The organism is Sporosarcina luteola, assembly GCF_023715585.1.
Taxonomy (GTDB): domain Bacteria; phylum Bacillota; class Bacilli; order Bacillales_A; family Planococcaceae; genus Sporosarcina; species Sporosarcina luteola_D.
On sequence record NZ_JAMBOK010000001.1, the window covers coordinates 79428 to 92306 of the forward strand.

General features: G+C 42.5%; 19 protein-coding genes and 1 pseudogene. 17 read left to right on the plus strand and 3 right to left on the minus strand.

The features are described from left to right. Window positions 1-7: 7 nt before the first annotated feature. A complete protein-coding gene (locus M3193_RS00505) occupies window positions 8-817 on the minus strand; it encodes a DUF2935 domain-containing protein (protein WP_251623657.1) in 810 nt (269 codons plus the stop codon). Window positions 818-982: 165 nt separating this feature from the next. On the opposite strand from M3193_RS00505, the gene M3193_RS00510 reads away from it, so the two are divergent. Continuing rightward, window positions 983-1894 (plus strand): methyl-accepting chemotaxis protein, encoded by a 912-nt coding sequence (locus M3193_RS00510; RefSeq protein ID WP_251623659.1) that lies wholly within the window; start codon window positions 983-985, stop codon window positions 1892-1894. Window positions 1895-1982: 88 nt separating this feature from the next. Here M3193_RS00510 and ypfJ read toward each other — a convergent pair whose 3' ends face one another. Then, window positions 1983-2819: a KPN_02809 family neutral zinc metallopeptidase gene (ypfJ, locus tag M3193_RS00515; protein ID WP_251623661.1), complete on the minus strand. Its 837-nt coding sequence runs from the start codon at window positions 2817-2819 to the stop codon at window positions 1983-1985. A gap of 127 nt (window positions 2820-2946) precedes the next feature. Then, a complete protein-coding gene (locus M3193_RS00520) occupies window positions 2947-3369 on the minus strand; it encodes a YusW family protein (RefSeq protein WP_251623663.1) in 423 nt (140 codons plus the stop codon). A 252-nt stretch (window positions 3370-3621) separates the two neighbouring features. On the opposite strand from M3193_RS00520, the gene cyoE reads away from it, so the two are divergent. From cyoE to M3193_RS00600, 16 genes and pseudogenes are all read left to right on the plus strand, one after another. Next, window positions 3622-4554, plus strand: a complete 933-nt coding sequence (gene cyoE / locus M3193_RS00525) for a heme o synthase (protein ID WP_251623665.1) — start codon at window positions 3622-3624, stop codon at window positions 4552-4554. A 181-nt stretch (window positions 4555-4735) separates the two neighbouring features. Beyond that, on the plus strand, window positions 4736-5533 hold the full coding sequence (locus M3193_RS00530; RefSeq protein ID WP_251623666.1) for a basic amino acid ABC transporter substrate-binding protein: 798 nt from the start codon (window positions 4736-4738) through the stop codon (window positions 5531-5533). Window positions 5534-5577: 44 nt separating this feature from the next. Next, the gene (locus tag M3193_RS00535) at window positions 5578-6312 is read left to right on the plus strand and encodes an amino acid ABC transporter permease (protein WP_251623667.1); all 735 of its coding nucleotides are present in this window, start codon (window positions 5578-5580) and stop codon (window positions 6310-6312) included. Beyond that, window positions 6309-7031, plus strand: coding sequence for an amino acid ABC transporter ATP-binding protein (locus M3193_RS00540; protein ID WP_251623668.1), 723 nt, complete (start codon window positions 6309-6311; stop codon window positions 7029-7031). The genes M3193_RS00535 and M3193_RS00540 overlap by 4 nt, the downstream gene beginning before the upstream one ends. Window positions 7032-7110: 79 nt before the next feature. Next, window positions 7111-7761 (plus strand): SIMPL domain-containing protein, encoded by a 651-nt coding sequence (locus M3193_RS00545; protein ID WP_251623669.1) that lies wholly within the window; start codon window positions 7111-7113, stop codon window positions 7759-7761. A gap of 111 nt (window positions 7762-7872) precedes the next feature. Then, on the plus strand, window positions 7873-8322 hold the full coding sequence (locus M3193_RS00550; protein WP_251623670.1) for a GNAT family N-acetyltransferase: 450 nt from the start codon (window positions 7873-7875) through the stop codon (window positions 8320-8322). Between the two features lie 11 nt (window positions 8323-8333). Further along, window positions 8334-8528, plus strand: a complete 195-nt coding sequence (locus M3193_RS00555; protein ID WP_251623671.1) for a hypothetical protein — start codon at window positions 8334-8336, stop codon at window positions 8526-8528. Next, on the plus strand, window positions 8500-9057 hold the full coding sequence (locus tag M3193_RS00560) for an NUDIX hydrolase (RefSeq protein WP_251623672.1): 558 nt from the start codon (window positions 8500-8502) through the stop codon (window positions 9055-9057). Before M3193_RS00555 ends, M3193_RS00560 begins: the two co-directional genes overlap by 29 nt. A gap of 69 nt (window positions 9058-9126) precedes the next feature. Then, entirely contained in the window at window positions 9127-9684 is a 558-nt protein-coding gene (locus M3193_RS00565; RefSeq protein ID WP_251623674.1) for a DUF402 domain-containing protein, read from the plus strand. Next, on the plus strand, window positions 9681-10160 hold the full coding sequence (locus tag M3193_RS00570; protein WP_285851778.1) for a tetratricopeptide repeat protein: 480 nt from the start codon (window positions 9681-9683) through the stop codon (window positions 10158-10160). The genes M3193_RS00565 and M3193_RS00570 overlap by 4 nt, the downstream gene beginning before the upstream one ends. A 33-nt stretch (window positions 10161-10193) precedes the next feature. Continuing rightward, complete coding sequence (locus M3193_RS00575; RefSeq protein ID WP_251623675.1) at window positions 10194-10502, plus strand: DUF2087 domain-containing protein; 309 nt, start codon at window positions 10194-10196, stop codon at window positions 10500-10502. Window positions 10503-10524: 22 nt separating this feature from the next. Further along, complete coding sequence (locus M3193_RS00580; RefSeq protein WP_251623677.1) at window positions 10525-10980, plus strand: SRPBCC family protein; 456 nt, start codon at window positions 10525-10527, stop codon at window positions 10978-10980. Then, window positions 10980-11426 (plus strand): annotated as a pseudogene (locus tag M3193_RS00585) (ASCH domain-containing protein); the annotation flags it as partial. The gene M3193_RS00580 and the pseudogene M3193_RS00585, both read left to right, overlap by 1 nt. Before the next feature lie 6 nt (window positions 11427-11432). Further along, window positions 11433-11831, plus strand: coding sequence for a VOC family protein (locus tag M3193_RS00590; protein ID WP_435372025.1), 399 nt, complete (start codon window positions 11433-11435; stop codon window positions 11829-11831). A 250-nt stretch (window positions 11832-12081) separates the two neighbouring features. Continuing rightward, a complete protein-coding gene (locus M3193_RS00595) occupies window positions 12082-12411 on the plus strand; it encodes an ArsR/SmtB family transcription factor (RefSeq protein ID WP_251623679.1) in 330 nt (109 codons plus the stop codon). Next, on the plus strand, window positions 12408-12809 hold the full coding sequence (locus tag M3193_RS00600; RefSeq protein ID WP_251623681.1) for an SRPBCC family protein: 402 nt from the start codon (window positions 12408-12410) through the stop codon (window positions 12807-12809). The genes M3193_RS00595 and M3193_RS00600 overlap by 4 nt, the downstream gene beginning before the upstream one ends. Window positions 12810-12879: the final 70 nt, after the last annotated feature.

Here is a 12879-nt window from a genome sequence, read left to right on the forward strand (position 1 = left end):
GGGCCTATTACCCCTGCACTCTTTCTTTAGCGGGATTGCAAGTAGGGTCGGGAGTTCCTGCCGACTCTGCCAGTTTCATTAAATAATAGCATTCCTCACGCGCCATATGATCGGCCATGAGAGGAGTAAGAACGCCTAGCGTCTCTTTTTTTAGACCCATCTCTTCAAGTTCACCTAAGAACGTTTTAAAAATCGTCATTTCCAGGTACACGTCGTTATGGAACTTATCCAGGGCAGGAAATTTCGCAACATTTGTCCGTAAAAATCCTGTCATTTCAATGGCCTTCAAATAAAATGCTTCCCAATCCTTCATGAACTTCCTGCTTTTCTTCTTCAATTGCTTTTCCACGCGGTCCAAATTTGCGTCAATCGCTCCCGCATGACCGGCTGCATCAAGCAACCATAGCAAATCATGGTGAAGCGGGTGAACCGTAGGAGGGGACTCGCCTTTTTCCAAATAAGAAAAAATACGGATCGCTTCTTCGACTTCGTTAACCATATGATTGACGAATGGAGGGGGCAATGTAATTTTAATGTTGCCGACCAATTGTTCTTTAAGGATGGAAAGTTTCAATTCCCGGATCGCTTCACTTTCCGTTTTAGAAAGACTGGCTAACGAAACCATCTCAGGTTGATCCAATGTCTGCTTTGCACGGTCCAATAATTTATCGAACCGAGCAATGAAAGCTGAAGCGGTGTCAATCCAGGCAGTCTGGCCCGGTGCCAGGGAATCGTGAATGAAGCGGCTATGATCCCCCAAGATTTGTAGCCAAAATTGTAATTCATTCGAAGCCTGTTGTTGAAATGAATTAACCAAAACTACACCTCCTGATATTCTACTTATTATTCTATGGGCAACTAAATAATTTAGAACATCATGTTTCCAAGGTATTCCACTTCCCTTTAGAGTATGGTTAAATAGTAATAGGTCTGATATTCCGAACAATGGAGAAAAATCAGTATAGGAAGCAGAGGAGATAAGATGGTGAAACAGGCGGTTGAACTCGTAACGGACGATCACGTCGTTAAGGCCCTTGAAAAGAATTTAGCGATCATCCGGTTCGATTTAGATCATAAAATTGTGTATGTGAATGACATCTTCGCGAACGCAATGGGGTACACGAAAGATGAATTGATTGGTGTTCATCATGCAAGTCTTTGTTTCGATGACTATGCCAAGAGTGTTGAGTATGAGAAGTTTTGGCGGGAGCTGCATAAGGGGAATAGCCAGCAGGAGAAAATTGAGCGGAAAAATAAAAGCGGTGAGAAAGTATGGCTCGAGGCGACATATATGCCCGTATTCAGTCAGGATGGCAGGAAAGTCATCAGCATTTCAAAAGTCGCCTCTAATATTACGAAGCGTCAAACATCCATCACCTCTGTTGTTGAAGAGTTGAGACAGATGGCGGAAGGCCTGACAGAACGAGCGGATATTGGAATGGAACGCAGCAAAGGTTTATTGGTAATCATCGAAGAGATCGCAGCCATCTCTCATAATAATACAGAAACTTTGGGTAATTTACAGCTGCATGCAGAGAGCATCCAGCATATCGTGAAGACAATTCGGGAAATTGCAGCACAGACCAATTTGCTTGCTTTGAATGCGGCAATCGAAGCGGCCCGGGCGGGAGAGCATGGAAGAGGCTTCGATGTCGTTGCGAAAGAGGTTCGTAAATTGTCCGCTAATGTGGAGAAGTCGATTGTGGAAGTACGTGAAGGCGTGGAAGCGATCACGACGGAAATCAAGAACATTTCCAAAGGGACGACGTTGGCACAGGACAACGTTGGCCGTTGCCAACAGCGAATTGAAGTAGCGATGGACGACTTCCTGGCGATTGCTTCGTCGGCGGCTGAGCTGGACAATCAGTCGAGGAAAGTATCGAGTATCGTGTGAGGCAAAAAGAAACAGGTGAGGGAGCATCGCTCCTTCACCTGTTATTTCATTTATTCATAAAGGGCTCCATTTCTTCAAACCTATATAATCAAAGGCCGCCCGCGCCAAATGTATCTCCCTCTTTTAAATTGCCTGCCTCGAATCCACGATAGAACCATTTCTTCCGCTGTTCCGAAGTTCCGTGTGTGAAGCTTTCGGGCACTACATAGCCGCGAGCCCGCTTCTGAATCGTATCATCACCGACGGCACTTGCCGCATTCAGCGCTTCCTCCAGATCGCCTTTCTCAAGAACACCCATTCCTTGTGCATGATGCGCCCAGACACCTGCGAGATAATCTGCTTGTAGTTCCAGTCGCACGGAGTACTTATTGTATTCTTCCTCACTGACTTGACTGCGGATTCTCGCCATTTGGTCGCTGATACCGAGCAGTTTTTGGACGTGATGCCCGACTTCGTGTGCGACAACATACGCCATCGCGAAATCACCGGGAGCTTTGAACTGCGTCTGCAGTTCATCATAAAAACTTAGATCGATATACAATTTCTCGTCTGCCGGACAATAGAACGGACCGACAGCTGAACCGGCCATCCCGCATGCCGACTGGACACTCCCTGAATAGAGCACGAGAATCGGTTCCCGATAAACAAGTCCTTCCTTCTCAAAGACTTCTGTCCATACATCTTCCGTATCCGCCAAAACGACTGAAACGAATTCAGCCAGTTCCTTATCTTGTTCTGTTTCAACATATTCCGTATTCGAAGGGGAACCCGTCATGTTGTTAAGGATATCTCCAGGATCGCCGCCAAGGAACATGACGATGAGCAACATGACGATGCCGCCCAGACCGCCTCCGACGAGCGTTTTTCCTCCCATCCCTCTCCGGTCTTCAACGTTACTGCTGCCTCTTCTACCTTTCCATTCCATGTAAAATGCCTCCTTGAAAACGTCGATGAAAAATGCAAGTGGTTACTATGCTTTACCCCATTTCATTGACTTATAGGCCGATATGAAAAAAGATATCGAAAGCCTTTCGGAATCCGATATCCTTCCGTTATTTAGAGAACATGATTTCTTTGCTGTCATATCCTTTGAACGTAATTTCCAGACGGATCATCTGATAATCTTTGAATCCGAATGCTTCAGCCGCGCTTTTAATCAATTCTGTTTCTTCGGCTTCCGGGTCAGGCTCCATTTTATCAAATGCTTTCATTATTTTTTCAAGTGCCTTTTTGCCGTGTAAGGCGACTTCCTGTTTTTTATTCGAATACTCTGCTTCTGACCTTTCCTTTTTTTCCGTGAAGCTAGCTTTCAGCGCCTCTTTCATGTCCTTCGTATCGATTGTAATGGAAAATATGGTGATGCCATATGTATCGACGACATTGCTCGCTTCACTCTTTGGAACGAGATTTTGGTTGCTGCATCCACTGATTATGATGAAACAACCCGCAAATATAATAGAAATCAAAGTCTTCATATTCAATCATTCATCCTTTCGCTTCCACTATTCCTAACATAACCGGCAATCCGGCCAGATATACTGTGGCTAGCTGGAATGGGATCAATATTGCTTTATCCACCGTCGGTTTTGAATAAATTGTGTCAAATCGTAAAGGAATTCATTGAAATTCCAAAGAAAAATCCGTAAACCTTTAATTTATTGCAAATGAAATGATATGATAGAAGGGATGAAACTTTGCAGAAATACCTCTAAGGAGCGTATATAGATATGACGAAAGATATTGAAATTACTTATACTGAAAACGGCACAATCATAGATGAACAAAGATCGAGCACGATAATTGCGGATTTGAAGTCACTCTTCAAAGCGCCTGTCCTGCTTGCCAATGCATTGCCCGTTTTTGTCGGGTTTTGGCTTGCTCTTCATTTCACTGGAGATTCCCTGCTCGCGAACAGCAAATTGTTCTGGCTGACAATTCTCGGGAGCACGATACTAATGGGTGGGGCGCTTGTCCTGAACAACTGGTATGACGTCGATATCGACACGGTGATGAAAAGGACTCAAAAGCGTCCGACCGTAACCGGGAACATTTCCTTGAAGACCGTGTTGGGAATCGGTATAACCTTGTCGGCAATCGGCATGGTCATGCTTCTATTCACGACGATGGAGGCGGCGATCTACGCATTCATCGGCTGGTTCACATATGTCATCATGTACACGATGTGGACAAAGCGTAAATACACATTGAATACAGTCATTGGAAGTGTTTCAGGAGCGGTGACACCGATGATCGGATGGGCTGCAATTGCACCATCTTGGCATATTGTTCCGGTCATGCTTTTCATCATTTTATTCATCTGGCAAATGCCTCATACATTTGCAATCGCGATGAGGAAGTACAATGAATATAAAGCGGCCAACGTAGCAATGCTGCCGGTCGTTCGAGGATTCAAAATGACGAAGCGTCAAATGTTCGTCTACATTGCCTGCCTGCTTCCGTTGCCATTTTACTTGGGATCGCTCGGAATGGTATTCATTGTGCTTGCAACGATATTGAATGTTGGTTTTTTGATTATCTCCATCCGCGGATTTTTCACGAAAGATGATGATAGATGGGCGTATGTGATGTTCATGTACTCCGTAAATTATATCGCGATTTTATTCTTACTGATGGTGGCTGTCACGCTGCCGATTTTCTAAAATAACCTGCTATGTTGTTGAACTTGACGACATGGCAGGTTTTTTTGTCCCTTTATGATTGAAACTTCACCCTCGACGGGCAATTGAAAATATTCAGTTGTGAATGAAAGCGTTATCTTGTATAATCAATTAAAGTATCAATTAATTCTGTTAATTGATAGAAATACAAGGGGGAGTCAAGATGGAGAAATCAGTAAAACGTTTTCTGATAGGCATCGCATTGGTGTGCACATCTATTTTTCTGATTGGATGCGGCACAAGTTCTACAAAGACGAGTGGTTCAGACGGGGAAGATACAGGCGGAAAACGGAAATTGGTCGTCGGAACAGACGCAACCTATGCACCGATGGAGTATATGGATGCAAAAGGGAATATTGTCGGAATTGATATTGAAATTGTAAATGCAATAGCGGAAGCTGCCGGCTTTGAAGTGGAATACAAAAACTATGGGTGGGAGCCGTTATTTCCCGCACTGGATAATGAAGAAATTGACTTTGCTGTCTCTTCTATAACTATAGACGAAGAACGTAAGCAATCGTTTGATTTCTCTGATCCTTACTTTGTAGCTAATCAATTAATATTAGTTCAGGAGAGTTCGGATGTAGCCTCTTTCAATGATTTGAAAGATAAAAAGGTTTCAGTGCAAATTAATACGACAGGACATAAAGCAGTAAAGGACCTACTTGGGAAAACGAACAAAAATATCGTTGCAGCTGAAACGATGCCACTTGCAATTAGTGAAATGATTAATGGAAATGCCGATGCAGCTGTTGGAGATAATGCAGTCATTCTTGAATACAAAGTGAATAATCCGAAAGTTAAATTGAAAACTGTGGAAGATGACAGCTTTGAAAAAGAATATTATGGATTAATGGTTAAAAAAGGGAATAAGGAAATAGTCGATTTATTAAATGAAGGAATTCAAAAGATCAAGGAAAATGGGAAACTGAAAGAAATCACAGACCAAGATGTGGAGTAATGATTAGCTTGTAAACTACCATACACATCTTGGAGGTGAAGATCATGGATTTTTTAGGTTTACGGATTGAAATGTTCGAAAATATATGGAGTTACCGGGAACTTTTTATCAGAGGAATTTGGGTAACGCTAGGATTGACAGCAGTAGGATATGTTGGAGGATTCATTTTAGGCTTAATCGTCGGGATGGGTAAACTGTCTAAACGGAAGTGGATCTACTATCCTGCAAAATATTATGTAGACTTTTTCCGGGGAACTCCATTATTAGTACAAATCCTATTGATTCATACCGCATTAATCCCAAGTATGTTTGGGCATTCCTTAGGATTCTTTGTGTCAGGATCGCTTGCGCTTATGCTGAATAGTGCCGCCTATAATGCTGAAATTATCCGTGCCGGGATCCAATCGCTCGACAAAGGGCAAATGGAAGCAGCGCGTTCACTTGGAATGCCGCATAACACCGCCATGAAATTGATCATTCTACCGCAAGCGTTTAGACGAATGATACCGCCACTAGGCAATGAATTAATCGCCTTGCTAAAGGATTCATCCCTTGTTACAGTCATTGCGGCGGGCGATCTGCTCTATGCAGGGAAAGTGGTCGCGGGTGCTTACTCCAGGTTTTGGGAGCCTTATTTAACGGTTGCCATCCTGTATCTACTTTTGACCTTCATCTGTGGGAAGCTCATTAATTATATCGAAAATAGATTCAGCAATAGTTACGTCCCATCTCCTAGAAAGTCATTGAAACGATTCGCAGTGGGAGGGAGGACGCGATGATAAAAGTACGAAATCTGCATAAATCATTTGGGCAATTGGATGTGCTGAGGGGAATTGACTACGATATCAAAGAGAAGGAAGTCATCTGTGTCATCGGCCCGAGTGGATCCGGGAAGAGTACTTTCTTACGATGCATTAATCTCCTCGAAGAAATTACTGCAGGCGAAGTGTTCATAGATGGCGTGAAAATCAATGATCCGAAAACGGATATTAATGATATCCGACGGGAAGTCGGGATGGTCTTCCAGCAATTCAACTTGTTTCCCCATATGCGTGTCATTGATAATATCACGATTTCACCAATTAAAATCCGGAAAATGAGTCAACAGGATGCGGAATCCTTAGCTCGGCAACTTCTTGAAAAGGTTGGGCTTTCCGATAAAGCAAACGCCTACCCTGAACAATTATCCGGTGGACAAATGCAACGTGTTGCCATTGCCAGGGCTCTCGCGATGAAGCCGAAAGTTATGCTGTTCGATGAGCCGACATCCGCGCTAGATCCGGAAATGGTGAAGGAAGTGTTGGATGTCATGAAACAACTTGCCATGGAAGGAATGACAATGGTCGTCGTCACTCATGAAATGGGCTTTGCGAAAGAAATGGGAGATCGGGTGCTGTTTCTGGATCAAGGTTTGCTAGTCGAAGAAGGTACGCCCGATGACATCTTTTCGAATCCGAAACATGAAAGGACGAAAGCGTTCTTCAGTAAAATTTTATAAACTGCAGGCGTCTATGGCTCGGCATGTCATAGATGCCTTTTTGCATACAATTTACAGAAGTGAAGGAAGGAGTGAAACTTTGATCTATCCTTATATGCCTCACCAAGTGAATCGGGCTTCGAGGAAAATTATTGTGATCGGAAATGGAGAAGTTGCTGTTGAACCAGACATCGCAACAGTCCAATTGGAAGTCGTCACGGAAAATAAACAATTAAGTGCAGCGCAACAGGAAAATGCCACTGCAATGAACAATGTCATTCAATCTCTATTACGTATAGGTGTTCCGCGAGAAAATATCCAAACAGTTTCGTACACCATTTTTCCGAAATATGATTATGTGAATGGCGAACAGATTTTCAGAGGATATGAAGTTATCAATGCAATCTCTGTAAAGATTACAGATATTCGACAAGTGGGAAGCATTATTGATACAGCAGTGGAAAACGGGGCAAATCGGGTTTCGAATATACAATTCAGTGTGGAGGATGCCGAACGCTATAAGCAGGAAGCGATCGTCCGAGCTCTTCGGAATGCACAAATGAAAGCTCGAACAATTGCCGCTGCTTTGCAATTGCCAATTGAGCCGCAGCCGGTAAAAATAGTTGAGGAACAACTGGCCGGACAGCCGGTTCCGTTTCAAACGTTTGCGAAATCCGAACTAATGACAACACCGATTGAAAGTGGACAGATCATTAGTAGAGCAACGTTAAGAGTTGAGTTTCAATATTGACGGAATAGCCGAATCCGATGAAGGGATTTCGGCTTTTCTTGTAAGTTTGCAGGTTTTTCAAACACTTTGTTGAATTTACTATATATAACGAAAATTGAGGGGGAGAGGCAAATGGAATACTTTATTGAACGGGTAGAAGACTTGAATTCCTTGGATATTACAGAACTTGTACAAGAAAGTGAAAAGGAAGGTTATCGTTTCGTGACCCGACTTGTAAATGAATTTGAGGATGGTACTAACAGATTCGATAAACAAGGTGAAGTGTTGTATTGTATCAAAAATAATGAAGGGTCCGTAGTAGCCATTGGCGGCATCAATCAATCACCGTTTTCACAAAAAAACGATGAGGGTCGTCTACGTAGATTTTATGTACTTGATGAAGTGAGGCGGAAAGGGGTCGGTACGTTATTGCTCCAAGCAATTATTGATCATGCAAAACAGCATTTCGATGAAATAACAGTTCGTACAGATTCAGCGAAAGCGGATGCATTCTATCGCGCAGGCGGTTTTTCATTCGACGATTCCGCTTCTGAAACGACGCACATTTTGCAGTTTAGTTGAGGGGAATCAACTTGCATAAGGATTTTATAGAATGCGGCAATAATGTAGGCCCGCTCCTCGTGTTCATTCACGGGAGCGGTATGGGAGGATGGATGTGGGATAAGAACTCGAGGCAGGTAATAGAAGATTGGATTGTGCATTCAAAAAAGTACATAAGCAATAATGGAGGAATAGTAGTTGGGGAAATGGAAAGTGTTGAACAGTGAATACAAGTACAAATCACCGTTCGGAAATTTGAGGAAAGATACTTGTCAAATGTCTGATGGAACGGTTATTGAAAATTATTATGTGAATGAATATGCGGATTGGGTGAATGCAATCGTATTGACGGAGAAAGAGGAAATTGTTCTTGTAGAGCAATATCGTCATCCCGGAAACGATTTTTATGTTGAAGTGCCTGCGGGGAAAGTGGAAGATGGCGAATCGTATGAGGAGGCGATTCGACGTGAAATCCGTGAAGAGACTGGCTATGTTTCGGAAGAACGGCTGATTCCCCTAGGGGAGTTCATGGTCAACCCGGCCACGCAGACGAATAAAGTAATCACTTTTTTAATGACCGATGCAAAACGTAGCCGTGAACAAGAGTTGGATGACACAGAAGTTCTAGAAGTAAAACATTTCCCTTTTCAAAGGGTGGAAGAAATGATTCAGAGCAAGGAAATCACTCAGTTGTTTACAGTCACAGCATACTATTTGGCTAAAAAATTCATCAGAAATGGAAGAAATAGAGATTGAAAAATAATTATAGTCACGCACTCATCATTAGCGGCTCAGGCAAGCTCGAACGGAGAGGGGGGAGTACGAATGCTGAAACGGAAATATGGCAGTCGATTTGATTGGAAGCGAATTGTGAAGAGGCGATACGCGGAAAAACATATTACCTCATCACAGTTCACGGGATATGTAACACTTCTTGAAATGAATAATGTAGTTGAGCCACTCTACAAGACATACATGGGAAGGGTAGTTTGCATTGCAGATAAGGGTTACAGCTGGCTGCAGCATTTTCCCGATGGAGAGCATTTTTCGGTGACAACGGTATTTGATGCATCCAACCAAATTGTTCAATGGTATATCGATATTTGTAGGGAAAATGGCTATTGCCAAACGAATGGGCCCTGGATGGATGATCTGTTTTTAGATCTGATCATGCTACCGACTGGGGAAATTATTGAGAAGGATATAGATGAATTAGAAGCTGCGCACAACAATCAAGTCATTACCGATGAAGAGTTTGCGCTTGCTTGGGCCGAGTTTGAAAGGTTAAAAACGATGTTGGCACATAACAGTTTAAAGTTGCTTAGACTGACCAAAGAGCATCTGTCGATTGCAAGAGAAAAATTAGAGGGTGGAAAATCATGAGTAAACTAGTAAAAGCTCTAGAGCTGCGAGATGAGGGGAAGTACACCGAATCGAATGAAATTCTCACGGCAATGGCAAAAGATGATCCGAAAAGTGCCGAAATCAACTACCAATGTGCATGGAGTTTTGACATTCTAGGAAAGGAAGCGAAAGCCGTCCCTTATTACGAAAAAGCGCTTCATTTGGGGTTGAATGACGAAGATACGTTAGGTGCAATTATTGGACTCGGAAGTACATACCGAACATTGGGGAAATTTAAAAAGTCAAAGATTGTCTTCGAAAGCGGACTTTCGCGTTTTCCTCAAAACAATGCTTTGAAAACGTTCTATGCCATGACGTTATATAACGTTGAAGAACATGTAAAAGCGATGGAGATTCTTCTCACTTGCCTTGTGCAAACTTCAAACGACCCTGAAATCATTTCCTATAAGCAGGCAATTGGATTTTATGCGGACAAGTTGGACAAGACATGGTGAGCTGGTTCATTAGACTAAGAGAGAAGTAAAGGAATGAGTGAGATGGAAGAAAGATTTCAAGTTACTGAAATTGAACGAGAGAAAGTGCTGAAAAATTATTTCGGAAAAGGATTAGATGGACCGTTAGCAACATTTCCAAGCAAAGACAAAAGGAAGTACATCATTGCCCAAGAAATAATTAAGCGTTTTGAAGTTGGAAAGGTGTATTTGGAAAAAGAAATAAACGAGATTCTTAAAGAAATCCATCCTGATTTTGCGACCATTCGACGTTTTTTAATCGACTACAGCTTTATGAATCGCAGTGATGATGGAAAGGAGTATTGGATTGGAAAGTGCAGTTAACGAATATAAAGGAGATGTATGAATGAAGCAGTGGACGAAGGCAATTGAGATTGATGCGCCGATTGAGCATGTATGGAAGTACCTTGACGGCTCGTTGGAAAACATGCAAAAGATCATGCCCCAAGTTGTTTCGAATGAACCCCTAACCATTACAGAAGAAAAGATTGGAAGTATCTATTTGCAAAAGTATAAAGAAGGCAAGCGAGTCATGGAGTATGAAGTCGAAACACTCGATTATTTAAATTCTCCAAATGAAAAAAAGATGAAAGTCGGCTTTACGCTTGGGGGAATGTTTGAGATCACGGCAGGATATGAACTTTACAAGATAAATGATGAGAAAACACGATACATTTATACTACTACAAACCAACCTCTGAAATGGTTCGTAAAGTTATTCTTACTATTTGCAAACGATAAAGTGGTGGTCGAATTTGTTAAACGAGTGAAAAGGGTTGCGGAAAATAAGGAGGACAAGTAATGAATCAAGCTGCAAAAGATTATTGGAATCAATTTTGGGGAGAGAAAGAACGTCCTGCGTTAGTCAGTGCATGGATGTTCGGCGAAGCGGCTGATGAGCTAGCTCAATCGGTGATTGAAGGGAGAAAGACGGCGACTTGTTCAGCATATGTCTTGTATGAATTGGAAAATGAATCTGTTCCTGTAATTGATGAATACAGCATCATTTTGAATAGCACTGAAGAACCGGTTGCAATTATCAAGACAGTAGATGTAGCCGTCATACCGATGAATGAAGTGACGGAAGAGTTTGCTTTGGCGGAAGGGGACGGATCGTACCGGAATTGGAAGGAGATCCATGAACGCTACTTTAAAAGGGAACTCGGCAAAGTGGGCTTGGAATTCACCGAGGATATGCTGCTTGTCTGTGAACGATTTGAGTTGGTTGATGTGAAAAATAAAGTCGAGCAGCCTATATTACTAAGGGTCGGCACTACAAATATTCCTGTTTCCAATGTTGACAGGGCTTCTCAGTGGTATGTTGAAAAGCTGGATGCGCAGCTGAATTATCAGGATGAAGACAAGGCGATAATAAATTTAGCCGATCAAAGTTTCTTTCTCGTAAAAGCGAAAGAAAATGAGACTGCCAACTTTTTTGATGCATTTGGGAGTGAACGGTTTTCATTAACATTTGAAGTTAATGGCGAAAAGTCTTTAAAATTATTGCATGATGAATTATCCGAGCGCGATGTGAAGGTAGGAGAAATTGAAAAGCGGGGACATGCAGGTATCAATTTTGTGCTTTCGGATATAGACGGGAATCTATTTGATGTGTGGAGCGAATTGAGTCCAACTTATAAAAGGGATAGATAGTAGATAGTGGCTGAAAACTTATCGGTCATTTGAAGCCAGTTATCGTTCATTTCCCGGAATATATCGATCATTTCCCAAGATATATGGTCATTTTGTGACATTGGAACCATATGTATCAAGGTCAGCCAGAAGCCTCGACTAAAAAACTTCAGCAAGGGCATACTTGACATGACACTTAACGGTGTCGTAATATTAATTTTGAATAGGACACCGTTTAGTGTCGTTTTGAAAGATCAGGAGGAGAGTGTTTTTGAACGGGACGAAACCTACCAGGGATGTTTATGAAGCAATAGCCGATCCAACTCGGCGGGAATTGCTTCGTTTGTTGGCCGACGTAGAAGAATCGCCTCTCAATGAGCTAACGGTTCATTTCGAAATGGGTCGTACTGCGGTTTCAAAACATTTGGCAATCCTAAAAGAGGCGGGGCTTGTGACAAGCAGAAAAGTTGGCAGAGAAACGCGGTTTAGGCTAAACGCGACTCCGCTCAAAGAAATTCAAGATTGGGTGGCTTTCTACAACAAATTCTGGAGTGCACGACTGTCGCGCCTGAACCAACTATTAGAGGAGGAAGAAGAATGAGTTTATCATTAGCCTTGGATTTTCAGTACAACAAATCAATCGATAAAGTGTGGCATGCACTAACAGATTCGGATATGCTTGAGAAGTGGATCTGGAAAAATGACTTTAAACCTGTCGTAGGACATAAATTTACATTCCGCGCCGAGCCAAGCGAATGGTGGGATGGGATCGTAAAAGGTGAAGTTTTGGAAGTGGACGAGCCGAATATGATTTCCTACACATGGGCGAGTGGTGCTGAAGAGCATGTCGTCACTTGGACGTTAACAGAGACGCCTGATGGCAACACGAATCTCCACCTAGATCAAACTGGAATCCACACTGAAGATGGATTGAAAGGTGCACAATATGGTTGGACAAATATGTCCGAGCAACTTACAGCGGTGTTAGAGGAACAGTAAAAGATCTTTTCTCCGCAACAACTCAATTATAGGGCGCTTTCCCAAAACACGGAAAGCGTCATTTTTATTG

Coding starts and splice junctions, on each gene's coding strand:
- M3193_RS00510 (WP_251623659.1), top strand. CDS start 983: ATGGTGAAACAGGCGGTTGAACTCGTAACGGACGATCACGTCGTTAAG.
- ypfJ (WP_251623661.1), bottom strand. CDS start 2,819: ATGGAATGGAAAGGTAGAAGAGGCAGCAGTAACGTTGAAGACCGGAGA.
- M3193_RS00520 (WP_251623663.1), bottom strand. CDS start 3,369: ATGAAGACTTTGATTTCTATTATATTTGCGGGTTGTTTCATCATAATC.
- cyoE (WP_251623665.1), top strand. CDS start 3,622: ATGACGAAAGATATTGAAATTACTTATACTGAAAACGGCACAATCATA.
- M3193_RS00530 (WP_251623666.1), top strand. CDS start 4,736: ATGGAGAAATCAGTAAAACGTTTTCTGATAGGCATCGCATTGGTGTGC.
- M3193_RS00535 (WP_251623667.1), top strand. CDS start 5,578: ATGGATTTTTTAGGTTTACGGATTGAAATGTTCGAAAATATATGGAGT.
- M3193_RS00540 (WP_251623668.1), top strand. CDS start 6,309: ATGATAAAAGTACGAAATCTGCATAAATCATTTGGGCAATTGGATGTG.
- M3193_RS00550 (WP_251623670.1), top strand. CDS start 7,873: ATGGAATACTTTATTGAACGGGTAGAAGACTTGAATTCCTTGGATATT.
- M3193_RS00565 (WP_251623674.1), top strand. CDS start 9,127: ATGCTGAAACGGAAATATGGCAGTCGATTTGATTGGAAGCGAATTGTG.
- M3193_RS00570 (WP_285851778.1), top strand. CDS start 9,681: ATGAGTAAACTAGTAAAAGCTCTAGAGCTGCGAGATGAGGGGAAGTAC.
- M3193_RS00575 (WP_251623675.1), top strand. CDS start 10,194: ATGAGTGAGATGGAAGAAAGATTTCAAGTTACTGAAATTGAACGAGAG.
- M3193_RS00580 (WP_251623677.1), top strand. CDS start 10,525: ATGAAGCAGTGGACGAAGGCAATTGAGATTGATGCGCCGATTGAGCAT.
- M3193_RS00600 (WP_251623681.1), top strand. CDS start 12,408: ATGAGTTTATCATTAGCCTTGGATTTTCAGTACAACAAATCAATCGAT.